The following is a 21787-nucleotide window of genomic DNA, read 5'->3' as shown; positions in this document are numbered from 1 at the left end:
GAGCGCGATGGCGGTGCGCCGTGTGTTCACCGTCACGTCAGATCCAACGGAGGACGCGGACCCGAAGTCACGCCCCGATCGCGATTCCGGGAACTTTTTCGAGACCGCCCAGGCCCGAATTCTTCGAGCCTGTGTTCGATTACCGCAATCAGCCGAACGGGCCGCGGGTCGAGACCCCGCCGTCGAGCACGAGCTGCTGACCGGTGACGTACGCCGACGCGTCCGAGGCGAGGTAGACGACGGCTTCGGCGATCTCCTCGGACCGGCCGAGCCGGCCGGCCGGGATCTCGTCGACCCACTCCCCGCCCGCGTCGGGTGCGGTGTTCGCCACCGCGGTCGCGATCGCGCCGCCGGCCGCGACGTTCATCCGGATGCCGTCGCGGGCGTACTCCGCCGACACCGTCCGGGCCAGACTGAGCAGGCCCGCCTTCATCACGCCATACGCCGCCTGCTCGGGAGCGGCCATGATCCCTGTGACCGATCCGATGCTGACGATCGAACCGCCGCCACCTTGGCCGAGGAAGACCCGCACGGCCGCGCGGACGGCCCGCATGACATAGCGGAGATTGACCTCGTAGATGGTGTCCCAGTCATCGTCGGTCATCTCGTGCAGCTTGACCGCGGGAACGAAGGCCACCTGGCCGCCGACCACCGTGACCAGGATGTCGAGGCCGCCCAGGTGCTCCACTGCAGCGGCGACCATGGCCTCGACGTCCTGCAGGGAACGGACGTCACCTGCGAACGGGTAGGCCGTCGCGCCGCGTTGACGGAGCTCGGCCGCGGCCTCCGCGGCGCGGGCGGGATCGATGTCCACGACAACTATTGCCGCGCCTTCGTCCCCGAAGGCGTTGCCGACGGCGCGGCCGATTCCCGCTCCACCGCCACCGATCACCAGCGCACGTTTCCCGGTCAGCCGCATGTCCCGGAGCGTAGACGATCGCGGGCGCAACCGGTCGAGGGCGTGTTTGATTATGAATTCACAGGATTTCCTCAGGAACGACACGCCGGGCTGTCGGAAGGAGTCCGTACGCTGGATTTCGTGACCATCGAAGACGCTGGAACGCAGCCTCGACCTGTGAGTTTGGCCCTGGCGGTCCCCGAGCGACGGGCCGACGGGGTCGTGCAAGCACCCGATCGGATCCAACCCACCGGCCTCGCGGCCGTACAGACCGAGCAGCTGATCGGCGACGTCGGCGACGCGCTGCGGCTGCTCGACGCGGTCGAGCGCGTCCGCGGCCACGCGCATCCCCTCGTCCTCGGCCTGCAGGACGCGGTCGGCCTGAAGATGCCCGCGGCGCTGGTGCTGAGCGCGATCGCGAACGGCCGGCGCAACGCCGACGAGGTCGCCGACCAGGTCGGTACGACGCCCGGCGAGGCGGAGCTCGCGATCGCCGAGCTCGAGGCGCTCGGCATGGTCCGGACGGATCCGCGGCTGACCGTCACGTCACTCGGCCAGGCCCGGCTCTCCCAGCTGGACGCGCTCACCGTCCGGGTGCTCGACGTCGTGACCGGCATCCTCGGCCCGTCCGACGCCGGCCACCTGATCCGGCTGCTGCACACCGTCGCCGACGGCCTCGAGTCCGCCGCCGTCACCGCAGCCGTCCCCCAGGTGGCCATCCACAACTGACTCATGTCGAGCAGCCGCTGTCCGCAACGACGTACCTGACGTAAACCTGATCTCAGGGAGGTATGTCATGTTCAAGGACACGAAGGCGTTCAGTAGTTTCTCGGTCAACGACATCCCGGCCGCCAAGGAGTTCTACGGCGGCAAGCTCGGACTGGATGTCGCCGAGGAGAACAGGTTGCTCCGGCTCAACGTCGCCGGCGGCAACCCGGTGATGGTCTACCCGAAGGACAACCACGTCCCGGCCGAGCACACCGTGCTGAACTTCCCGGTCGACGACATCGAGAAGACCGTACGGGAGCTGGCCGGCTCGGGAGTGACCTTCGAGCGGTACAGCGACGACCACGACGAGCTCGGGATCCTTCGTGACCCGCGGGGTCCGGCGATCGCCTGGTTCAAGGACCCCGCGGGCAACACGCTGGCGATCATTCAGGAGTGAGGAATCGGGTCGTCGTACTGGCCCAGGCGGCCCTTGTAGCGGGCGCCGTTGAAGTAGGGCCAGGAGTACGGCGTGCAGCCGTGCATGCCCAGTGTTTGTTGCTGCATCACCGGCGCCGGCTGGCCGGGTCCCGGGCACAGCTCGTGGCCGCGGCCGAGCCGGTGCCCGGTCTCGTGGTTGATCATGTACTGCCGGTACGCCGCGAGCGATGCGCCGGAGTTCGGCACACCGTGCACCCAGCGCGCGACGTTGAGCACGACCCGGTCGCCGATCCGGCAACTGGTGTAGCGGTCGTACCCGCCACCGCAGATCGTGTCGCGCGTCGCGGGCGTCACCAGCATCAGCGTGAAGTCCGGGTTCTCGCCCGGACCGACCTGCCGGAACCGCCAGAGCCCGTGCGACGCCCAGCCCTGCGGAGCGCCGTACGTCGCCCGGACGAACTGCGCCAGCGCGGTCCGGTCGACGCCCTTGATGCCGCCCTCGATCGCGATCTGGAAGGTGAGCAGCCGACCGCCGCGGCCGATGACCGCCGGGTTCGCGGGCAGGACGGCGTACGACACGGACCCTCGCGCCGGGTAGGTGATCTGTGGCAGCGGCCGCGCGGGGGACGGGGTGGAGCGCTCGCCGGGGTCGACCGGCCTGACGGGTTGCTGCACGCTCTGCGCCTGCTCCGAGGTTTCCGCGACCGGGCGGGCCGGGTAGCCGTGCCTGGCCAACGGGCTGGCGGGTAGCTGGTACAGCGCTCCGGCCGCGACCACGACCGCGATCGCCAACCCGGTCATCCTGGCAACACTCCGACGGCGCATCTGGTGAGCTCCTCACAGCGCCCCTCTGAGCGCATTCTCACTCGTTCTTGCCCGGGTGCCCAGAATCCCTTCTCAGCCCACAGCCCCGACCCCGAAGCGCATCGTCGGATAGTTCGCCTCGACGAAGCCCAGCGCCCGGTACAGGTCGATGCCGTCATCGGTCGCGTGCAGCTCGACCCGGCCGACGGCGGTCTCGTCGCGGAACCAGTCCAGCAACGCGACCACGCAGGCCCGGGCGAGCCCGCGCCGCCGGAAGTCCGGCTCGGTGCTGACGTTGTACAGGTGACCACGCAGCGTGGTGATGTCCTTCGGGCCCGGCGGGTGGACGTAGACGTTGCCCGCCGCGCCCGCGACCACGCCGACGCTCGGGTCGTCGACGACGTACGCGGCGAAGGTCTCCGGCGACGCGAGCTGCCCGGCGAACCATTCCCGCGCGATCCCGCGCCACGGGGCGTCCGGGCCGCCGACGTCGTTGCCCATGGCCTCGAGCATGAGGCCGCGCAGCCGGACCAGGGCGTCCGCGTCGTCCGGCTTGGCCCGCCGTACCTGAATGTCAGTCACCAAACCATCCTGCCAGCCGAACTTTTTGTCCGGTCAGGGAATCGAACGGAGTGGACGCGAACCGGGGACGCGTCCACTGTCTTGCCGCCGATCGACAGGAGCGCCGTGTCCCCGAGCACCAGAGCCCGCCGCGCCGCTCGTGCCCGTCGGCCGAGACCTCGGCTGCGGACCTCCGTCGGCGCCCTCGCACTGGCAGTCCTCGGCGCGCTTCTTCCCGGTACGGCGTACCTGGCCGCCCGTCGATTCCGCCTCGGCACCGTGGTGACGCTGACCAGCCTCACGGCGTACGGCGCGGCCGCCTACCTCGGCCTGAAGCGCCGGGACGACGTGATCGCGTGGGCCCTGGATCCGGAGTTGCTGCTCTGGGTGGTCGGCGGACTGGCCGCGGCCGCCCTGTGCTGGGTCGTCGTACTCGTCACGTCGTACAAGATGCTGCGGCCGCTCACAGCGGCGCCGGTGTCGCGGCTGTTCGGCGCGGTGGTGGTCGGGCTGGTCTGCTTCGCCATGGCGTCCAGTACGGCGCTCGGCGCGCAGACGCTGATGGCGCAGCGCAGCCTGGTGCGGAAGGTGTTCGGGAACGACGAGACGAAGAGCCAGACCCGGCCGACCATCACCAACACCAAGGATGTGTGGGCGCAACTCCCCCGGCTGAACATCCTGCTGCTCGGCGCGGATGATGGCGAAGGGCGGGACGGGACCCGGACCGACACCGTGATGGTCGCGAGTATCGACACCAGGACCGGGGACACCGCGCTGATCTCGCTGACCCGGAACTGGATGCGGATGCCGTTCCCGAAGGACTCGCCGCTGCACAAGCTGTACCCGACCGGCTTCTGGGACCCGAACGGGCCCAAGGAGCAGTCGAACTTCTACCTGGACGCGATGTACCGGATGGTCCCGGAGCTGCACCCCGGCATCCTCGGGCCGTCGGACAACGAGGGCGCCGACGTGCTGAAGCTGTCGGTCGGCGAGGCGCTCGGTCTGAAGCTGCACTACTACGTGCAGATCAACCTGGCCGGGTTCGAGCAGCTGGTCGAGGCACTCGGCGGGATCACGGTGAACATCAACTACCCGGTCCCGGTCGGCGGGAACGACGACAAGCAGATCCCACCGAACCGCTACCTCGAGCCCGGCCCGAACCGGCATCTGAACGGCGAGGACGCGCTGTGGTTCGCCCGCGGCCGCTACAAGGTGCCGGGCGCGGACGTGGCCCGGCAGGCGCGTCAGCGCTGCACGATCAAGGCGATCGTCGAGCGCGCCACCCCGCAGAACGTCCTCACCAACTACCAGTCGATCGCGAAGGCCGGCGAGCAGCTGATCCGCACCGACGTCCCGGAGAAGCTGGTGCCGCACCTGGTCGGCCTCGGCCAGAAGGTGAAGTCGGCCAGGATCAGCAACATCGACCTCGACAAGAAGAAGAACTACCCGAACGGGCGCAACCCGAACTACGCGGGCATGCGGGCCATCGTGCAGAACGCGCTCACCCCGCAGCCGAAGCCGCGGCCGACCGCACCGGCGACAACCACAACGCGTCGGCCCACAACCCAACCGACGACCAAACCGTCCACCCGGCCGGCCGCGACGCCGACCACCTCCGACAACCTCACCGAGGCCTGCGCCTACAACCCCAGCTGAGCTCGCCGGGGCCTAGGCGTAGCGGACGCCGAGGCCGCCGTCGACGGCCCAGTTCGCGCCGGTGACGAAGGCAGCGGCCGGCGAGGCCAGGAAGCAGACCACCTCGGCGACGTTCTCGGGTGTCCCGATCCGGCCGAGTGGGTGCACGCTGAGCGCCTTCTCGCGTTCGCCGGGGATGGTGTCGAAGAACTCCTCGAGCAGGTCGGTGCCGATGTAGCCGGGGCTGACCGCGTTCACCCGGACCTGGTGCGGCGCGACGTCGAGGGCCAGGCTGCGGGTCATCCCGACCAGGCCGGACTTGGCCGCCGCGTACGGGAACATTCCGGCCGTGGTCAGGCTGGAGTGGATCGAGGCGATGTTGACGATCGAGCCGTGCCGGTTCTCGATCATCGAGGGCAGCACCTGCCGCGCCATGAGCCAGGCGCCCTTCAGGTCCACGTTGAAGACGCCGTCCCACTCCTCGACAGTCATCTTGGTGGCGTCGGCGTACGCGTTCTTGCCGGCGTTGTTGACCAGCACGGTGATCGGCGCGCCGAGGTCGTCGGTGAGCTTCTCGACGGCCTGGCGGACGGAGGTCTCGTCGGTGATGTCGCCGACCGCGGCCGCGACCTTGGCGCCGGTCTCCTGGAGTTCCGCGGTCGTCGCGGTGAGCTGGTCGGCCAGTACGTCGACCAGCGCGACGGCGGCGCCCTCCTCCGCGGCCTTCGCGGCCACGGCCCGCCCGATCCCGCGCGCGGCCCCGGTCACCAGCACGACCTCGTTCGTCAGACGTCCAGTCAACGCAGTCTCCTCAAACCTAGGCGTGAGTAGACCCTAATCCGGACCGGGCTGATGCGGCGGCTGCTCTCGCGTAGCGGTCAGCGGCGGCCTCGGACAACGGCTGCCGGAGCAGCACGAGCTGGTGATAGAGCGGGGCGGTCGCGGTCATCACCACCTCGTGCGGATCGATCGACTCGTCCACCTCCCCGCGTACAACGGCCCGCCGTACGACGTCCGCGCTGCGGCGATACCGGTCCACCCAGAACGCGGTCAGGGCATCGGCGGCTTCCGGCGTCCGGAACGAGGCCGCGATCACCGCCTGGGTCACCGACGGGCGAGCGGTCAGCGCCTCGTGCACCTCCCGGTTGAGCGCGACCAGGTCGCCCTCGAGCGTCCCGGTGTCGGCCGGCTCCCACGAGTCGTCGAGCCCGGCCTGCAGCAGGTCGACGAGCAACCCGGCCACCGTCTTCCACCGCCGGTACACCGTCGTGCGGTGGACGCCGGACCTGGCCGCGACCGCATCGACCGTCAACCCGTCGTACCCGTGCTCGGCCAACTCGGCCTCGACCGCCGCCAGCACGTCACTGCGCACCCGCGCCGTCCGCCCACCCGGCCTGCTTGCGCGCTCGCCTGTCGTCATGGCAGCATCTTAATGCAACAGCCGTCGCATTAGTGAAGGAGCCAGCCTTGTTGGTCACCGAACATGAAGTCAGCGGCCCGTACGGCGTTGCCGTCGTCGACGGTGAGGTGTGGACGACGCAGGTTCACGCCGGTGTCGTCGCCCGGCTCTCAGGTGAGCGGTACGACGCCGGCGAACGGCCGAGCGTGATCGTGCCGGGTCCGGATGGCGCGCTGTGGTTCACGCGGAGCGGGGACAACCGGATCGGGCGGATCGGGTCGTCGGCGACCGCGTTCGAGGTGCCGGGGTCGCCGTACGGGATCTGCGCCGGGCCCGATGACGCGGTGTGCTTCACGCTGATGGACACGGATCAGGTCGGGCGGATCACGGTCGACGGCGCGGTGACGACGTACCCGATCGGGACGTCCGGGGCGTTTCCGGCGATGATCACCGCGACGGCCGACGACCTGTGGTTCACGCTCAACCAGGGCAACGCGATCGGGCGGATGACCACGGCCGGCGACGTGACGACGTACCCGCTGCCGACCGACGCGGCGGGACCGGTCGGGATCAGCGCGGGCGCGGACGCGGTGTGGTTCGTGGAGATCCTCGCGGACCAGGCCGGCCGGATCACGCCGGACGGGAAGGTCGAGGAGTTCGCGCTGCCGGCCGGGTGGAAGCCGCACGCCGTGGTCGCGACCGACGACGGCGGCTGCTGGATCACCTTGTGGGGTGCGGGCGCGGTCGCCCGGTTGGATGCCGGGGGCAACCTGATCGAGGAGGTCGCGCTGGGCGAGAGGTCCGAGCCGCACGGGCTGGCCCTGGACGCGGACGGATCGGTCTGGGTGGCGCTCGAGAAGGGTTCCGTTGCTCACATTCAACCGGGAGAGTGAGGGGGTTCACTCTCCGGAAGGAGGACCGGTCCGGGCCGGCGGGAGCAGAGTGGTGGTGTGACCACGACGCTGGGGGTTCGGACCGCGGCACCGCGGGTCCGGGACGTGCTCGCGGTCGGCCGGCCGGCGTTCTGGGTCGTGTCGATCGTGCCGTACTACGTCGGCATCCTGCTCGCGACCCGGCGGCTGGTCCCGCCGCTCGAGGACTGGCCGCGGCTGATCGTCGGCGCCGTCGTGATGGGCCCGCTGGTCTGGCTCGCGGTGCTCGCGATCAACGATGCGTACGACCTCCGAGCGACCGGCTGAACCCGCGCAAGTCCAAGTCCCCACTGCTCGACGGCCGGATCACGCTGCGAGCCGTGAAGCGACTGGCGTTCGCGGCAGCAGTCGCCGCGGTCGGGATCAGCCTGCACGTCGGGATCGTGTTCGCGCTCGGCGTCCTGCTCGCTGTCTTGCTCGGGTACGCGTACAGCGTGCCGCCGGTCCGGTTGAAGACCCGGGCGGGCTTCGACGTCGCGGTCAACGCGGTGGCGCTCGGCGCGTTCGGGCCGCTCGCCGGTTGGGCAGCCGTCAATCCTGACCTCAGCGGCTTCCCGTGGCTGATGGGCCTGCAGGGCACGTTGGCCGCGGTCGGTCTGTACCTGCCGACGACACTCGCCGATCTCGAAGCCGACCGGGCGGCCGGGTACCAGACGATCGCGGTCCGCTTCGGCGCGCGGGCGACGTACCTGATCGGGTACGGCGCCTGGATCGCGGCGGCCGGGCTGTCGGTCGTGCTGGCCGCGACGGACACGATCATCCCGCGCAGCATGCTCGTGCTGGAGGTCGTGATGGTGCCGGTGCTGATCGCGGCGTACCGGCGACTGATCGGGCCGGGGCAGTCGTTCAGGGGGATCATCGTGCTCGCGTCGCTGTTCCTCTTTCCCTGCGGCACGTTCGCGCTGACGTACACCGGCGTGCTCTGATCGGACCATGTATCCCGAGACCGAGCCGTACGACCACGGCCTGCTCGAGGTCGGCGACGGCCACCGCGTGTACTGGGAGGTCTGCGGCAACCCGAACGGCAAGCCGGCCTTGGTGATCCATGGCGGCCCAGGCTCCGGCGCGGGTTCCTCGTGGCGGCGGTACTTCAACCCGTCGAGGTACAAGGTGGTGCTGGTCGACCAGCGGAACTGCGGCCGCAGTACGCCGGACGCCGCCGAGCCGGACGTGGACCTGAGCACGAATACCACCGCCCACCTGATCGCGGACTTCGAGCAACTCCGGGTCCACCTCGGGATCGGAAAGTGGCTGCTGCTGGGCGCCTCACACGGCGCAACGCTCGGGCTCGCGTACGCCGAGCAGCATCCTGACGCGATCTCGGAGATCGTGCTGTTCAGCGTCACCAACACGACCCGGCGGGAGGTCGAGTGGGTCACCCGGGACATGGGCCGGATCTTCCCCGAGGAGTGGGCGCGCTTCCGTGACGGCGTGCCGGAGGACCAGCGGGACGGGAACCTGGCGCTGGCGTACAGCCGCCTGCTGCACGACCCCGATCCCGCTGTCCGGGAGAAGGCGGCGCGGGACTGGTGTGACTGGGAAGACACGCACGTCCGGACGCACCCGGACTGGAAGCCGGACGCCGCGTTCGAGGATCCGGTCTTCCGAATGCGGTTCGCCCGGCTCGTCACGCACTACTGGAGCAACGCCGCGTGGCTGGACGAAGGGGTGCTGGTGCGCGAGGCGGGCAAGCTGGCCGGCATCCCGGGCGTGCTGATCCACGGGAAGCTCGACATCAGCGGTCCGCCCGACATCGCCTGGATGATGGCCCAGGCCTGGCCGGATGCCGAGCTGCACCTGGTCGAGCAGGAAGGGCACGGGGCCGGTGGCCGCCGAACGAACGAACTGGTGCTGGCGGCGCTGGATCGGTTCGCGGGCTGAGCCGGGTCGGTGCTCTGATTCGGGCAAAGATTTGATCACTGATCTTTACATCGATAAAGCGTCCCGCAACCCTTGTGTCCCATGACTCTGACCCGCCCAGAGCTGGTGACCGACTACACCCTCAGCCGGTCCGCCATCGCGCACTTCGCCGAGCACGGTTTCGTGAAGCTGAAGAACGTGCTGAGCGCCGAGACCATCGCGGCGTACGAGCCGGAGATCACCGGCAAGGTGATCGAGCTGAACACCCAGGACCTGCCGCTGGAGGAGCGTGACACCTACGGGAAGGCGTTCCTGCAGGTGATGAACCTGTGGCAGGACAGCGAGCAGGTGCTCGAGTTCGTCTCCTCACCGCGGCTGGCGCGGATCGCGGCGCAACTGCTCGGCGTGCAGTCGGTCCGGCTGTACCACGACCAGGCGCTGTACAAGGAGTCCGGCGGCGGGGTCACGCCGTGGCACGCGGACCAGTACTACTGGCCGTTCACGACCGACCGGTGCGTGACGGTGTGGGTGCCCCTGCAGGAGACGCCGATGGAGATGGGTCCGCTGTCGTTCGCCGCGGGCAGTCACGTCTTCGAGCACGGCCGGGACCTGCCGATCAGCGACGAGTCCGAGCGGGTCCTGCAAGAGGCGCTGGCCGAGCAGAACTTCACCGAGGTTTCCGAGCCCTACGAGCTCGGCGAGGTCAGCTACCACCTCGGCTGGACCTTCCACCACGCGCCGCCGAACACCACCGACATCCCGCGGCGCGTGATGACGATCATCTACGTCGACGCCGCGATGGAGATCGCCGCACCCGCCAACAAGTACCAGGAAACCGACCTCGCCACCTGGATGCCCGGCAACCAACCCGGCGACCAGGTCTCCTCCCCCCTCAACCCCTTGCTGTACTGATCACAGCGTCCGCTTCTGCGGGTAGATCGTCTCGCCCCGCTCGAGTTGCTCGACGACCCGCGCGATCCACCGCGCCCTGGTCTCCGCTCGCTTCGGCGACGTGACCCGGTACACGACCGCGAACCGGTTGGCGCTGGTCAGGATGTCGAACATCGCCTGCGCCCGGGGCACCGCCGCCAGTGCCTCGGCCAGGTCCGCCGGAACCTCGAGCGCACCGGATCCGCCGTACGCCCGGTCCCAGCGGCCGTCGGACTTCGCGAGCTCGACCTGCTCGCGGCCGGCCGGGACCATCCGGCCTGTTCGTTCCAGCCGCTCGACGATGGTCACGTTCCGCTTCGACCACAGGCTGCGGGCGCGCCGAGGTGTGAATCGCTGCGTGAACGTGTGCTCGTCCCGCCCCTTCCGCTGGCCGTCGATCCAGCCGTGGCACAGCGCCTCCTCGAGGGCCTGGTCGTAGCTGAGGCTCGTCGGGGTGGTCACGTTCTTCTTGGCGAGGACCAGCCAGATCCCGTCGTTGACCTGATGGTGCTCTGTAAGCCAGTCGTGCCAGGCGTTCGCGTCGGCAACCACGAGTTCGGTGCTCATGACGCCGCGGCGGTGTAGCGCTGGGCGAGGTGGGCGGCAGCGTCTTTGAGTTCCTGGGGGCCGATGAACTCGAGGTCGCACTCGAACATGCCGTAGTTGGCGGCAAGGCCGGTCCAGGACCAGCCGTTGAGGATGAGGCGGCAGCTGGTCGGGGTGATCTCCTCGACGACCGCGTCGCGGCCGGCCCACTGGACGATGTCGGACGCCTTCGCCTGCAGGATGGCCTCCCCACGGCACGGCCACTGGTCCCGCGACTTGAACTGGTTCGAGATGTACGTCGCCACGTCGGGCGCCGGCAGCTCCCGCGGGGTGAAACGCGGCCCGGTCGGCGTCTTCGGCGTCATCCGGTCCACCCGGAACGTCCGCCAGTCCTTCCGGTCCAGGTCCCAGCCGACCAGGTACCACTTCCAGCCCCACGTCACCAGGTGATGCGGCTCGACCTTCCGCGGCGGCTGCCACTCGTCGTCGTTGGACGCCCGCGGTGACGCGTAGTCGAACCGCAGTACCTCCCGGGCCCGCAACGCCATCCCGATCGCGATCAGGTGGTCCGAATCCACCTTCGTACGGCGTGAACCGGCGTACCGGTCGACCGTGGTGACCTGAAGTGCGTCGACCCGTTGCCGCAACCGCGCCGGCATCACCTGACGGACCGTGGCGAGCGCGCGCAACGCACCCTCCTCGATGCCGGTGACCGTGGTCGTCGCGGTCTGCAGGGCGACCGCGACCGCGATCGCCTGGTCGTCGTCGAACAGCAGCGGCGGCAGGTCTGCGCCCGCGTCGAGGCGGTAGCCGCCGTCCGGTCCCTTGGTCGCGCGCACCGGGTAGCCGAGATCGCGCAGCCGGTCGACGTCGCGGCGGACGGTGCGCGGGCTGACCTCGAGTCGTTCGGCCAGCAGCGCGCCCGGCCAGTCGCGGCGGGCCTGCAACAGGGACAGCAGCGAGAGAAGTCGAGCCGAGGTTTCGGACATGACTTCAGATTGCCACGAGTACCGGCCAGAACCTGTCCTCTACCGCTGGAAAAGTCGTGCTTACCAACCTCAGCAAAGGAGACATCCGTGATCAGTACCCGAGAGCTCACCCGGGACTTCGCGGTGAGCCGCACCGAGACCGTGCACGCCGTCCGCGGCATCAGCCTCGACGTCGAACCCGGCGAGCTGGTCGCCGTCCTCGGCCCGAACGGCGCCGGCAAGACGACGACCTTGCGGATGCTCACCACCCTGATCGCGCCGACGTCGGGTACGGCGACGGTCGCCGGGTACGACGTGACCGCGCACCCCAGCCAGGTCCGCCGCCGGATCGGGTACGTCGGCCAGGGCAACGGCGCCGGCCACAACCAGCGGGCCGGTGACGAACTGGTCGGCCAGGGCGTCATCTACGGACTCGACCGACGGGCGGCCAAGCGCCGTACCGGCGAGCTGCTGGAGGCGCTGGAACTGACCGAGCTTGCCCGCCGCAAGGTGTCCGAGCTGTCCGGCGGCCAGCGGCGCCGCCTCGATGTCGCGATGGGCCTCGTGCACGCGCCGAAGCTGCTGTTCCTGGACGAGCCGTCGACCGGTCTCGACCCGCAGAACCGGGCGAACCTGTGGGACCACATCCTGCGGATGCGCGAGGAGTACGCGATGACGATCGTGCTCACCACGCACTACCTGGACGAGGCGGACTCGATGGCCGAGCGGGTCGTCGTGGTGGACCACGGCCAGGTGATCGCGGACGACACCGCCGAGGCGCTGAAGGCCAAGCTGGCCGGCGACCGGCTGGCCGTGACGGCCGCGCCGGGCAACCTCGCGAAGCTCGCCGAGCTGGCGGAGAAGTTGCCGGGAGCCCAGGAAGTCGTTGCCGTCGGCGACGAGCTCAGCGTCCGGGTCGCGGACGGGCCGGCGGCGCTGCCGGAGCTGATCGCGGCAGCCCAGCAGTACGGCGTACCGGTCGCGGCGGCCCAGGTGCACCGCCCGACCCTCGACGACGTGTTCCTCAACCTGACCGGCCGCAGCCTCCGCGAGGCTGCTGCTGCGACCAACGGAAAGGCAGCCTGACATGACCACCCTCACGCTTTCGACCCCTGCGATCCAGGTCGCGGAGGAGCCGCGGCGGAACCTGCTCCGCGACATCCGGATCGTGATGACGCGGGAGCTCAAGCCGGTGCTGCGGGATCCGTTCTCGCTGCTGTTCGGGATGATCCAGCCGCTGGTGTTCCTCGCCCTGTTCGGGCCGTTGCTGTCCGGCTCGATGGGCGCGACCTTCGGGGACGGCGTCTGGCAGTGGTTCGTCCCGTCGATCCTGGTGATGACCACGCTGTTCGGCACTTCGACGACCGGCGCGAACCTGCTGTTCGAGTTCCAGACCGGCGCGCACGAGCGGATGCTGGTCACACCGCTGTCGCGGTCGTCGCTGCTGGTCGGCCGGGCGCTGAAGGAGATGGTGCCGCTGTTCGGGCAGGCGGTCGTGGTGATCGCGGTGATGACGCCGTTCGCCTTCGACCTGCACCTCGGCGGCGCGATCGTCGGCCTGGCGCTGCTCGCGGTGTTCGGGGTCGGGCTCGGAGCGTTCAGCTACGCGCTGGCGATCGCGGTCCGCAAGCAGGACTGGATGTTCTGGGTGGTGCAGCAGACCTTCCTGTTCCCGCTGATGATCCTGTCCGGGATGCTGCTGCCGCTGGAAACCGGTCCGGGCTGGATGAAGGTCGCGGCGAAGTTCAACCCGCTGTCGTACGTCGTCGACGCCGAGCGGACGCTGTTCTCCGGTGACGTGTTCTCCAGCGCGGCCCTGTGGGGCTGGGTCGCCGCGATCGTGACCGCCGTCCTCGGCCTGACCGTCGGCATCCGCGCGATGCTCCGCTCGGGCAGCTGACCCAATTGGGCCATGACCCTGATGAGCCTCTGAAAACCGAGGCGAATCACCTACGGTAGCGGACAGATCACCCACCGCCCACTAGGAGATCTGATGAGGCCCCGCCCCGCCCTGCTCAGCATGCTCGGATCCATGCTCGGATCCATGGCCGTCGCCGCGCTCGCCACCACGAGCGCGGTGGCGGCCGTTCCGTCGGCGCCCGACGAAGCCCCCGGCCGCGGCCACGGCGGTGCTGGCGACCGACACCGACGGCGACTCGCTGCCCGACACCTGGGAGACCAACGGGTACGACGCCAACGGTGACGGCACCATCGACGTGAACCTGCCCGCGATGGGCGCGTCGCCGACCAAGAAGGACCTGTTCGTCGAGATGGACTACATGTCCGGCCGGCTGACCAGCACCGCGGGCCTGGACCGGATCGTCCAGGTCTTCGCGTCCGCGCCGGTCAGCAACCCCGACGGCACCACCGGGATCAAGATCCACCTCGACGCGGGCGCCGCGGCCGGGGCGGCGTACAACCTCGGCGGCGGCAACCAGGTCCCGTACGACAACAACCTGCAGCCGTCCGGGTCGCAGACCACCGCGATCAAGAACGCGAACTTCGCGAGCGCCCGCCGTGCGGTCTTCCACTACATGTTGTGGGCCGACAGCTACGACAACGGCTGCAGCAGCGGCCAGGCGTTCGCGATCCCGAACGACACGTTCATCGTCACCGTCGGCCCGAAGTGCGGCTGGGCCGGCACCGACGACCAGGAGGTCGGCACCTTCATCCACGAGCTCGGGCACAACCTGGGCCTGCGGCACGGCGGCACCGACCACGGGAACTACAAACCCAACTACCTGAGCGTGATGAACTACTTCTTCCAGCTCGGCGGCGTGCTGCGCTCCAACGGCACCCTCTACTGGGGCTACTCGAACGTCGCCCCGGCGGCGCTGAACGAGGCCAGCCTGCGGGAGTCCGTCGGCCTCGGCAGCTCGGCGTCGGCGTGGAAGACCAAGTGGAAGTGCCCGAACGGCACCACCCGGACGACGTCCGGCGCAGCCAGCGGGCCGATCGACTGGAACTGCGACGGTGACGCCACCGACACCACCGCCGCGGACATCAACGACGACAACGCCACCACGACGCTGACCGCCCAGAACAACTGGGCGAACATCGTCTTCGGCGGCGGCGCCGTCGGCCAGGGCGCGAGCTTCCAGGCCAAGACCGCGGCGTCCGAGCTCCAGGAGATGACCCACTCCGAGTACGTCAAGGTGCAGCACAGCCACCGCTGACGGCCCAGCGCGAGGCCCCGCACCTTCAGGTGGGTGCGGGGCCTTCGCGTTGGGTCAGTGCAGCAGTTGGGCTGCGGTGACTCGGTGGAGGTGGATCAGGACGTCGTACGTCGTGCCGAGCTTCACCGGGAGGTCGGGCCACGGGTAGGCGGTGCCGATGTCGCGGGTCGGGCGAGCGACGCTCAGCCAGTCCTTGGTCGGCTTCGGGAGGGTCCGCAGGTCGACCAGATAGTCGCGGTACGGGACCTGGTCAAGGGTGTGCTCGTTGTTGCCGGCCGGTGCGGACCCGATGGTGAAGGTGCGTAGCCGGCCCTGGGGATCCTCGGTGTCGTTGGCGTTGAACGAGCCGCTGTCGAAACTCAGGCCGACGTTGACGTAGCCCTTGCCGAGTTGCTCACGCAGGAACGCGCCCTGGATCTTCGGGTACTGCGACGGCATCGACGAGTCGTAGCCGACGTGCCCGTTGTGCGCGGACAGGACCGCCTTGTCACCGGTCGTCCGGGTCCACCAGGCGGTGTTGTCGGCCATCGCCTGGTCGCGGAACAACATTGCCTTGGGCAACTCCGTCGGGCTCTCGACGTCGAAGGAGTACAGCTTGGTGGTCTGCCAGATCGCCCGGGCGTGCTGGATCGTCCACTGGTCCTTGGTCTGCTGGACGATTTTCAGCGCTTCACGGGCCGACGCTTCGAGGGCCTGGCGCTCGGGCAGGGGTTTGGCGAAGTACGTCGTACTCCACTCGTTGTACTCCGCGGTCGAGCGGATGCCGGCGTACAGGCGGGTGAGTCTGGGGTCCTTGGCGGCGACGCGGTCGATCAGGGCCGGGCTCGCGTAGCCGACGTCGTCGCCGACGAAGCGGAGCTTGCGGGCGTGGGTGCGGTTGTAGGCGCGCATCCACTCGATCAGGTCGAGGTACTCCTGGACGTTCCAGAACCCGTACGCGCCCTGGAACTCGCGGCGCATGATCTCGCGCGGGTCGCCGACGCCGGTGACGACGTACCGGTCGAGCTCGAGGCCGGTGCTCCAGCTCGCCTCGAGGACGAACGCGGTGAAGCCCTTCTGCTCGACGAGCGTCCGGAAGATGCGGTGCTTGAGCGTGAAGAACTCGTGCGAGTTGTGCGTGGCCTCGCCGACGCCGACGACCTTCGCCGTACCGACCATCCGGGTCAGCGGGCGAAGGTCCCAGGCGGTGCTCGACGGGTCGGTGCTGATCAGGGGGTGGGCCGCTCGGGTCAGGGCCGGGACCGGGTTGGTGGGCGGTGCTGCGGTCGCTGTGGATGCGGGCAGCGCCACTGCGGCGAGCAGGGCGACAGCGGCCGGGACTCTCTTCATCGATGCCTCCTTGGTGGGTGCTTCAACGCTGTCGCGGCCGCCCGCCGCTCCCCATCCTGCAGTCTCCCGACTCGAGGTGGCGCCTGCTCTACTACTGCTGCCAGATTCCGGTCGTGGCGGTCTCGCGGGCCCAGTCGGCGAAGTCGCGCGGGGCGCGGCCGAGGACCTGCTGAACGCCGTCGGAGACGTACTCGGACCGGTGGTTGCGGATCACCGCGAACAGGTCGCGGACGGCCTCGGCGTCCTCCTGGTCGAGACCCTGCTCGACCAGCTCGGTGACGTGAGCCTGCGGCTCGAGGTCGACGTACCGGATCGGCCGGCCGGTCGCGGCGGTCAGCTCGGCGGCGACCTCGGTCATGGACAGGTGGCGCGGTCCGGAGATGGCGAAGGTCGCGCCGGTGTAGGCCTCGTCCAGCAGTACGGCGGTCATCACGTCGCCGACGTCGTTCGTGTCGATCCAGGCCTCGCCGCCGGTCCCGGCCGACACCCGGATCTCACCGGCCAGCACGTGGTAGCGGAAGAAGTCCTCGCTGAACCCCTGCGCGAACCAGGACGGCTGGACGATCGTCCAGTCGGCGCCACTGTCCTTGACCGCGTGCTCGAGCGCGAGCGAACCGTCGTACACGGCGAAGTCGCGTCCCGGGCTGCCGACGCCGCGGCCGGAGAGCAGCACGACCCGGCGGAGGCCCTCGTTGGCGGCCTGCTTGATGAACCGGCAGGCCTGGGCGAGACCGGTCGGGCCGACCGGCGGCGCCAGGTACGCCGTCTCGGCGCCGGCGATCGTGGCGGACCAGGTGCTGTCGTCGTACCAGTCGAAGGGCTGTGCGCTCGACCGGGAGGCCAGCCGGTAGGGGACGTTGCGCGCCTCGAGCTGCTCGACGACGCGGCGGCCGGTCTTGCCCTTACCACTCAGGATCAGAATCGGTGTCGTTGTCATGGCATAACTTCATCGTGGTTCGATGAGACAAACCATGGTTGTTCGGCGCAATTCGATGTCCGAGGCGCTCAGGTGGCGTACTGTGGTCGCCATGGATGTGCTGGACGACCTGCTGGCCGGGACCCGGGCGCGCGGTGGCGTGTTCAACCTGACGATCATGGATCCGCCCTGGGCGCTCGACATCTGCGACGAGGCCGCGCTGTCGCTGGCCACGCTGGTCCGCGGATCGGCCTGGGTACGGCGGGACGGCATCGAGCCGCTGCGGATGGAGCAGGGCGACGTCGCGGTGTTCACCGGGCCGGCGCCGTACATCGTGGGTGATGCCGTGGCGACGGCGCCACAGCTGCGGATCCATCCCGGCGGCCGCTGCGAACCGTTGCCTGGGGCACCTGTCGACTACAGCGCGCGACTCGGGGTGCGGACGTACGGCGGGCGGGCCGAGGGCGAAGCGATGGTTGCCAGCGGCACGTATCAGCTGGCTGGGGATGTGAGTCAGCGGTTGCTGGCGGCGCTTCCATCGGTGCTCGTCGTACCGGCTGCCGAGGTCGCCGGTTCGGTGATGGACATCGCGCTGGCCGAGATCGCGCGGGACGAACCCGGTCAGCAGAGCGTGCTGGATCGGTGGCTCGATCTGGCGTTGATCACGACGCTGCGGGCGTGGTTCGCGCGGCCGGAGTCGCAGGCGCCGGGGTGGTACCAGGCGCAGAGCGACCCGGTTGCCGGGCTGGCGTTGCGGCTGATCCACGAGAATCCCGCGCATCCGTGGAGCGTGACCGAGCTCGCCGACCGCGTCGGTGTCTCCCGAGCCAGCCTGGCCCGGCGCTTCACCGCCCTCGTCGGCGAGGCCCCGATGACCTACCTCACCGGCTGGCGCATCACCCTCGCCGCCGACCTCCTCCGCTCGACCCGCGACACCGTCGAGTCCATCGCCCGCCAAGTCGGCTACGCCAACGCCTTCGCCCTCAGCGTCGCCTTCAAACGAGTCCGAGGCACCACCCCCACAGCCCACCGCCGCACCGCAACTGCTGCCTAGTGCGTGGTGGATCGCATGAAGGCCAGGGCTTGCGGCCAGGCCAGGCGGAAGGCGTCGGCGTTGACCGGCTTGTCGTGGCGGGACTTGTCGGAGAAGCCGTGGTCGGCGGCTGGGAAGTACTGGGTGAAGGTCGCACCGGTCTGACGGGACTGAAGGATGGTCTCGAGGGCCTCGAAGTCGGCGTTCGGTACGGCGGTGTCGGCGCTCGGGTAGCTGACCAGCACCGGCGCCGTGATCGCGCCGGCCTCGGCGATGGCGTCGTACGTGTGGTGCGGCGGAAGCTTCGACGGGACGGTCGGGTGGAACGCGACCACGTTGGTCACCCGGTGGTCCCGCGCCGCGAGCAAGAACGCGAACCGCCCGCCGAGGCACCAGCCGATCACCCCGACCTTGTTGCACCCGAGATCACCCGTCAGGTAGTCCAGCAACTCGATCTGGTCGGCCAGCGCCTTGTCGTCATCCATCTCACGCAGCAGCGCCCCAAGCTCCTCGCGCGTCGAGTCGTCCGTACTCCGCCCCTTGAACGGATCCCAGACCAGTGCCGTGATCCCCTCCCCGGCCAACTCGTCCGCCCACTCCCGAACCTGCTCCCCGATCCCCGTGATCATCGGCAGCAACAACATCCCGGCCCGCCCCACCCGCGCCAGATAGGCATCCTGCTCCCCAACCCGCACCGTCACACCCATACGCAGATCCTAAACAGGCTTCACCGCACGGACCCAGAACCGCGTCTGCGTGAAGGTCACCGGCACGGATTCGTGCAGTCGCAGCAGTGTCTCGGCGTACCGATCGACCCCGAAGTCGTCCGGCACGTCCCACGGCACGAGCTTGAAGTAGTAGGTCAGCGCACCGATGTCCCGGAAGGCCATGGACCCGCGCCACTCGTCACACTCGTCGATCACGAACCCGGCTGCGGTCAGGCTCTGGGTTGCATACGCCAAGGTGAGATCGAGGTACGCCGCCGTGCCACCGAAGATCTCGTGGGCCTCGGCGAAGTCGTCCCCGCCGACCTGCTGGGTCAGGAACACCCCACCCGGCGCCAGCACCCGATACACCTCCGCCGGATCCAGCACCTCATGCCGATTCATCACCAAGTCGAAGCGGCCGTCCTCGAAGGGCATGGTTTCGTCGGTGTCGGCGTCGTACTGCACCACGGGTATTCCGCGAACGGCGAGGCGCTCGGTGGCGACCGGGAGATTGGGTTCCCATCCCTCGGTCGCGACGACATCGGCCGGCAGCGCATCCGCCAAGGCCAGCAGCCGCTCCCCGCCCCCGGTCCCCATGTCGAGCACGTGCCGCGCGCCCCGGAGCGCCGTACGACAAGCGGTCTCGAAGTCCCACGGCGGATCCTCCGCGTCGACACGCCCAGCCAGATGCGAGAAGTCCCAGCCCTCCCGAACCCGCTCCTCCTCCGCACGCCACGCCGCGAGGAGCGCCTCCCGTCCGCCCAGCGCGACGCGGCGGCCGGTGCCGATCTCCTCTGACTCCTCGTCTGTGATGACGGCGAAGGCACCTGCAGGTACTCCCGGCAGCGCGGCGACTGCGACCGCCGTGCTCAGCAAGGCGTCCTCGCCGGCGCCGGTGATGAAGAAGACGTAGGTGTCGCCGTACTCCTCACCCTCGTCATAGATCTCGAAACTGCCGTCACTCGACTCATCGTCAAGAAACTCCTCGACGTCGTCGATCCACCCGAACTCATACCCAGCCTCGCCTGGCAGGATCCCGCCCTCCCCGCTCAACGGCACGTGAATCTCGACGATCACCGCTTCCTCGCCTCCGCTGTGTGCGACCGAGCCATCCCCGCAGTCTCGTTCACGTGGCACCGGATCACCCTCGGCCAGCACCCAGTGTCGTGGCAGCTGAGCATTCGGCTGTCCCTGCAGTTCACGGAGACGTCGGCGGCGCACGGTGCCCACGCTGAGCGGTGCCGGACGCACGTCGTACGGCACCGCCGGGGTTTCGCCCACGGCCTCCAGCGACTCCGCCATGCGGGTGATGCCGTCGAGGACGGCCGGCAGGGCGAACAGTCTGCGTTCGTCAGGCTCCAACGGCTCGAGCCGATCGAAGTCGACGTGCATCCGCACCACGTGCCGCTTGCGACCGCGCCGTACTCGCTCGTCGGAGTCGGGACTCAACGTGTGCTCCGCCTTCAGCACGAGGAGTTGCACCTCCAGCACCGGAGCCTCGCTGATACCCCGCCACCAGGCCAGCCACGCCTCGTCCTCGCCGAGGAGGTCGACAACTCGGTCGACCTCCTGCTTGAACCCGTTCTCGGCGCCGCTGTTCAGCGCGATGACGCCACCCATCAGCCAGTACTCCGGCACACCTCCCACGCCAGGACTGTAGCGGCCGCCATCGCCCAGTTCACGGGTCTTCCGTAGCGGGTCTACTTGGTTGCGGCGAGCATGCGGAGGACGGCGGTGTTTACCAGGATCAGGATGACGGCGGAGAACAGCAGCAGCGCGACCTGAGCCGGGAGGAAGGCGATGCCGGCGCCGATCCCGAGCACCGGGACGGCCAGACCGGCGTACGCGATCAGGAAGAGCGCGGCCAGCACCTCACCTCGGGAGCTTGGGTCGGCCAGCGAAGCCGCCGTCGCGACGGCGCCCCGGAAGACGACGCCTGCCCCGGCGCCAGAGACGACGCCGCCGAGGGTGAACAACCAGAGGCTGGGAACAAGGCCACCCACGGCGACGCCGGCCAGGCCGAGCGACATGAACACCAGCCCGAGCCGCAACTGGTTCCGCCGGCTCATCCGGACGAAGACGACCTGACTCACCGCCCCGGCGATGAACACGACGAACGTGACCACTCCGGCCAGCAGCCGGGACGTGTGGTGCAGCGTGCCGGCCAGGAAGGTCGGCGCCAGCGACGTGAACAGTCCGAAGATCGCGAACGCCGCGAAGGCGCCGATGGCCGTGGCGAAGAACAACGGCTTCGCCGCCGACGGAAGCGCCACGCGCTGCGGCCGGTACGCCGGGCGTTCCTCCAGCCGCTCGACCGTCTCGGGCACCAGCGCGATCCCGATGGCGCTCAGCACCAGCAACACCAGGAAGACCTCGTACGGGCGCTCCAGCGGTGCGGACATGTAGGTCGCCAGCAGACCACCCACCAACGGGCCGAAGGCCAGGCCGCCCAGGTTGACCATGCTGGAGATCAGCGCGGAGCGGCTCGGGTCCTCCTCGGGGCGGGCTATCTGGCGAAGCTCGGAGAGGTGGGCGGTCGCCGTCGCGGTGAGCACTCCGACGCCGACGCCGCAGATGAAGCGTGCGAGCAGCAATCCCGGTACGTCCTGCCAGACGAGGAATACGAGGGCCGAGAGTGCCTGCGCGAGTACGGCGAGCAGCGCGACCCGGCGTCGGCCGAGCCAGTCGCTGACGTGGCCGGCCAGGTAGAGCGACGCCATCACGCCGACCGCGTAGCTGGCGAAGATGACGGTGATGACGTACGTCGGGAAGCCGTCGCGTTGCTGGTAGATGGCATACAGCGGGGTCGGCACGGTGGAGAACGCCATCACGGTCAGGAACGCCGCGGCGATCACCCAGAACCCCGGACCGTGCGCGAACCGTACACGCCTCGACTCCAGCGCGTGGGAACTGGTCAGAGCGGACATGTCACCAGGTTCGCTCGCAG

24 protein-coding genes are annotated in these 21787 nt (G+C 69.4%); 12 read left to right on the top strand and 12 right to left on the bottom strand.

The window, feature by feature from the left end; all coding sequences use genetic code 11:
* Positions 1 to 148: 148 nt before the first annotated feature.
* Positions 149 to 919: an SDR family oxidoreductase gene (locus AB0H36_RS00650; protein ID WP_360514100.1), complete on the bottom strand. Its 771-nt coding sequence runs from the start codon at positions 917 to 919 to the stop codon at positions 149 to 151.
* A 156-nt stretch (positions 920 to 1075) separates the two neighbouring features.
* Between AB0H36_RS00650 and AB0H36_RS00645 the strand changes: the two genes are divergently transcribed.
* Both AB0H36_RS00645 and AB0H36_RS00640 read left to right on the top strand, forming a co-directional pair.
* Complete coding sequence (locus AB0H36_RS00645) at positions 1076 to 1627, top strand: MarR family transcriptional regulator (RefSeq protein WP_360514097.1); 552 nt, start codon at positions 1076 to 1078, stop codon at positions 1625 to 1627.
* Between the two features lie 67 nt (positions 1628 to 1694).
* Positions 1695 to 2063 (top strand): VOC family protein, encoded by a 369-nt coding sequence (locus AB0H36_RS00640; protein ID WP_360514095.1) that lies wholly within the window; start codon positions 1695 to 1697, stop codon positions 2061 to 2063.
* Here AB0H36_RS00640 and AB0H36_RS00635 read toward each other — a convergent pair.
* Positions 2054 to 2869: a DUF3152 domain-containing protein gene (locus tag AB0H36_RS00635; RefSeq protein WP_360514092.1), complete on the bottom strand. Its 816-nt coding sequence runs from the start codon at positions 2867 to 2869 to the stop codon at positions 2054 to 2056. The genes AB0H36_RS00640 and AB0H36_RS00635 overlap by 10 nt on opposite strands.
* Before the next feature lie 72 nt (positions 2870 to 2941).
* Positions 2942 to 3430, bottom strand: coding sequence for an N-acetyltransferase (locus AB0H36_RS00630; protein ID WP_360514090.1), 489 nt, complete (start codon positions 3428 to 3430; stop codon positions 2942 to 2944).
* Between the two features lie 105 nt (positions 3431 to 3535).
* Between AB0H36_RS00630 and AB0H36_RS00625 the strand changes: the two genes are divergently transcribed.
* Positions 3536 to 5065: an LCP family protein gene (locus AB0H36_RS00625; protein WP_360514088.1), complete on the top strand. Its 1530-nt coding sequence runs from the start codon at positions 3536 to 3538 to the stop codon at positions 5063 to 5065.
* Between the two features lie 12 nt (positions 5066 to 5077).
* Here the strand turns inward: AB0H36_RS00625 and AB0H36_RS00620 are convergent, their stop codons facing one another.
* Both AB0H36_RS00620 and AB0H36_RS00615 read right to left on the bottom strand, forming a co-directional pair.
* Complete coding sequence (locus tag AB0H36_RS00620) at positions 5078 to 5845, bottom strand: glucose 1-dehydrogenase (RefSeq protein ID WP_360514085.1); 768 nt, start codon at positions 5843 to 5845, stop codon at positions 5078 to 5080.
* A gap of 16 nt (positions 5846 to 5861) precedes the next feature.
* Positions 5862 to 6464, bottom strand: coding sequence for a TetR/AcrR family transcriptional regulator (locus AB0H36_RS00615; protein WP_360514082.1), 603 nt, complete (start codon positions 6462 to 6464; stop codon positions 5862 to 5864).
* A gap of 47 nt (positions 6465 to 6511) precedes the next feature.
* Here AB0H36_RS00615 and AB0H36_RS00610 point away from each other — a divergent pair, with 47 nt between their 5' ends.
* The 5 genes from AB0H36_RS00610 to AB0H36_RS00590 all read left to right on the top strand — a co-directional run bounded on the left by AB0H36_RS00610 (position 6512) and on the right by AB0H36_RS00590 (position 10147).
* Complete coding sequence (locus AB0H36_RS00610) at positions 6512 to 7336, top strand: virginiamycin B lyase (protein WP_360514079.1); 825 nt, start codon at positions 6512 to 6514, stop codon at positions 7334 to 7336.
* 57 nt (positions 7337 to 7393) lie between these two features.
* Positions 7394 to 7642 (top strand): hypothetical protein, encoded by a 249-nt coding sequence (locus AB0H36_RS00605; protein WP_360515129.1) that lies wholly within the window; start codon positions 7394 to 7396, stop codon positions 7640 to 7642.
* Positions 7543 to 8301 carry a UbiA family prenyltransferase gene (locus AB0H36_RS00600; protein WP_360515105.1) on the top strand — a complete coding sequence of 253 codons (759 nt, stop codon included), beginning with the start codon at positions 7543 to 7545 and terminating at the stop codon, positions 8299 to 8301. The genes AB0H36_RS00605 and AB0H36_RS00600 overlap by 100 nt, the downstream gene beginning before the upstream one ends.
* Before the next feature lie 7 nt (positions 8302 to 8308).
* Positions 8309 to 9256, top strand: a complete 948-nt coding sequence (gene pip / locus AB0H36_RS00595) for a prolyl aminopeptidase (RefSeq protein ID WP_360514076.1) — start codon at positions 8309 to 8311, stop codon at positions 9254 to 9256.
* 81 nt (positions 9257 to 9337) lie between these two features.
* Positions 9338 to 10147 (top strand): phytanoyl-CoA dioxygenase family protein, encoded by an 810-nt coding sequence (locus AB0H36_RS00590; protein WP_360514073.1) that lies wholly within the window; start codon positions 9338 to 9340, stop codon positions 10145 to 10147.
* Here AB0H36_RS00590 and AB0H36_RS00585 read toward each other — a convergent pair whose 3' ends face one another.
* Both AB0H36_RS00585 and AB0H36_RS00580 read right to left on the bottom strand, forming a co-directional pair.
* Positions 10148 to 10732, bottom strand: a complete 585-nt coding sequence (locus tag AB0H36_RS00585; protein ID WP_360514070.1) for a YdeI/OmpD-associated family protein — start codon at positions 10730 to 10732, stop codon at positions 10148 to 10150.
* Positions 10729 to 11700: a WYL domain-containing protein gene (locus AB0H36_RS00580; RefSeq protein WP_360514066.1), complete on the bottom strand. Its 972-nt coding sequence runs from the start codon at positions 11698 to 11700 to the stop codon at positions 10729 to 10731. Before AB0H36_RS00580 ends, AB0H36_RS00585 begins: the two co-directional genes overlap by 4 nt.
* An 87-nt stretch (positions 11701 to 11787) precedes the next feature.
* Between AB0H36_RS00580 and AB0H36_RS00575 the strand changes: the two genes are divergently transcribed.
* The 3 genes from AB0H36_RS00575 (at position 11788) to AB0H36_RS00565 (ending at position 14855) form a co-directional block, all read left to right on the top strand.
* Complete coding sequence (locus AB0H36_RS00575; protein WP_360514063.1) at positions 11788 to 12765, top strand: ATP-binding cassette domain-containing protein; 978 nt, start codon at positions 11788 to 11790, stop codon at positions 12763 to 12765.
* Position 12766: 1 nt separating this feature from the next.
* Positions 12767 to 13579 (top strand): ABC transporter permease, encoded by an 813-nt coding sequence (locus AB0H36_RS00570; RefSeq protein WP_360514060.1) that lies wholly within the window; start codon positions 12767 to 12769, stop codon positions 13577 to 13579.
* A gap of 229 nt (positions 13580 to 13808) precedes the next feature.
* A complete protein-coding gene (locus AB0H36_RS00565) occupies positions 13809 to 14855 on the top strand; it encodes a hypothetical protein (protein ID WP_360514057.1) in 1047 nt (348 codons plus the stop codon).
* A gap of 54 nt (positions 14856 to 14909) precedes the next feature.
* Here the strand turns inward: AB0H36_RS00565 and AB0H36_RS00560 are convergent, their stop codons facing one another.
* A complete protein-coding gene (locus AB0H36_RS00560) occupies positions 14910 to 16184 on the bottom strand; it encodes an erythromycin esterase family protein (RefSeq protein WP_360514055.1) in 1275 nt (424 codons plus the stop codon).
* Between the two features lie 91 nt (positions 16185 to 16275).
* Entirely contained in the window at positions 16276 to 17121 is an 846-nt protein-coding gene (locus AB0H36_RS00555; protein ID WP_360514052.1) for an NAD(P)H-binding protein, read from the bottom strand.
* Positions 17122 to 17212: 91 nt separating this feature from the next.
* Between AB0H36_RS00555 and AB0H36_RS00550 the strand changes: the two genes are divergently transcribed.
* A complete protein-coding gene (locus AB0H36_RS00550) occupies positions 17213 to 18154 on the top strand; it encodes an AraC family transcriptional regulator (protein ID WP_360514049.1) in 942 nt (313 codons plus the stop codon).
* On the opposite strand, the gene AB0H36_RS00545 is transcribed toward AB0H36_RS00550, so the two are convergent.
* From AB0H36_RS00545 to AB0H36_RS00535, 3 genes are read right to left on the bottom strand one after another with little or no spacing between them, the layout of a single operon-like run.
* Positions 18151 to 18840: a dienelactone hydrolase family protein gene (locus AB0H36_RS00545; RefSeq protein ID WP_360514046.1), complete on the bottom strand. Its 690-nt coding sequence runs from the start codon at positions 18838 to 18840 to the stop codon at positions 18151 to 18153. The genes AB0H36_RS00550 and AB0H36_RS00545 overlap by 4 nt on opposite strands.
* A 9-nt stretch (positions 18841 to 18849) precedes the next feature.
* Positions 18850 to 20487, bottom strand: coding sequence for a class I SAM-dependent methyltransferase (locus AB0H36_RS00540; protein ID WP_360514043.1), 1638 nt, complete (start codon positions 20485 to 20487; stop codon positions 18850 to 18852).
* Between the two features lie 53 nt (positions 20488 to 20540).
* Positions 20541 to 21767 (bottom strand): MFS transporter, encoded by a 1227-nt coding sequence (locus tag AB0H36_RS00535; protein WP_360514040.1) that lies wholly within the window; start codon positions 21765 to 21767, stop codon positions 20541 to 20543.
* Between the last annotated feature and the right edge of the window lie 20 nt (positions 21768 to 21787).

Source organism: Kribbella sp. NPDC050820, assembly GCF_040653975.1.
In the GTDB taxonomy this organism is placed as follows: domain Bacteria; phylum Actinomycetota; class Actinomycetes; order Propionibacteriales; family Kribbellaceae; genus Kribbella.
Note: the sequence above shows the minus strand (reverse complement) of the source record. Positions and strands in the feature narration are given on the sequence as shown.

Bases quoted from the DNA above. Each gene is read 5' to 3' on its own strand.
- AB0H36_RS00650 (WP_360514100.1), bottom strand. From the start codon at position 919: ATGCGGCTGACCGGGAAACGTGCGCTGGTGATCGGTGGCGGTGGAGCG.
- AB0H36_RS00640 (WP_360514095.1), top strand. From the start codon at position 1,695: ATGTTCAAGGACACGAAGGCGTTCAGTAGTTTCTCGGTCAACGACATC.
- AB0H36_RS00635 (WP_360514092.1), bottom strand. From the start codon at position 2,869: ATGCGCCGTCGGAGTGTTGCCAGGATGACCGGGTTGGCGATCGCGGTC.
- AB0H36_RS00615 (WP_360514082.1), bottom strand. From the start codon at position 6,464: ATGACGACAGGCGAGCGCGCAAGCAGGCCGGGTGGGCGGACGGCGCGG.
- pip (WP_360514076.1), top strand. From the start codon at position 8,309: ATGTATCCCGAGACCGAGCCGTACGACCACGGCCTGCTCGAGGTCGGC.
- AB0H36_RS00590 (WP_360514073.1), top strand. From the start codon at position 9,338: ATGACTCTGACCCGCCCAGAGCTGGTGACCGACTACACCCTCAGCCGG.
- AB0H36_RS00585 (WP_360514070.1), bottom strand. From the start codon at position 10,732: ATGAGCACCGAACTCGTGGTTGCCGACGCGAACGCCTGGCACGACTGG.
- AB0H36_RS00580 (WP_360514066.1), bottom strand. From the start codon at position 11,700: ATGTCCGAAACCTCGGCTCGACTTCTCTCGCTGCTGTCCCTGTTGCAG.
- AB0H36_RS00570 (WP_360514060.1), top strand. From the start codon at position 12,767: ATGACCACCCTCACGCTTTCGACCCCTGCGATCCAGGTCGCGGAGGAG.
- AB0H36_RS00560 (WP_360514055.1), bottom strand. From the start codon at position 16,184: ATGAAGAGAGTCCCGGCCGCTGTCGCCCTGCTCGCCGCAGTGGCGCTG.
- AB0H36_RS00555 (WP_360514052.1), bottom strand. From the start codon at position 17,121: ATGACAACGACACCGATTCTGATCCTGAGTGGTAAGGGCAAGACCGGC.
- AB0H36_RS00550 (WP_360514049.1), top strand. From the start codon at position 17,213: ATGGATGTGCTGGACGACCTGCTGGCCGGGACCCGGGCGCGCGGTGGC.
- AB0H36_RS00545 (WP_360514046.1), bottom strand. From the start codon at position 18,840: ATGGGTGTGACGGTGCGGGTTGGGGAGCAGGATGCCTATCTGGCGCGG.
- AB0H36_RS00535 (WP_360514040.1), bottom strand. From the start codon at position 21,767: ATGTCCGCTCTGACCAGTTCCCACGCGCTGGAGTCGAGGCGTGTACGG.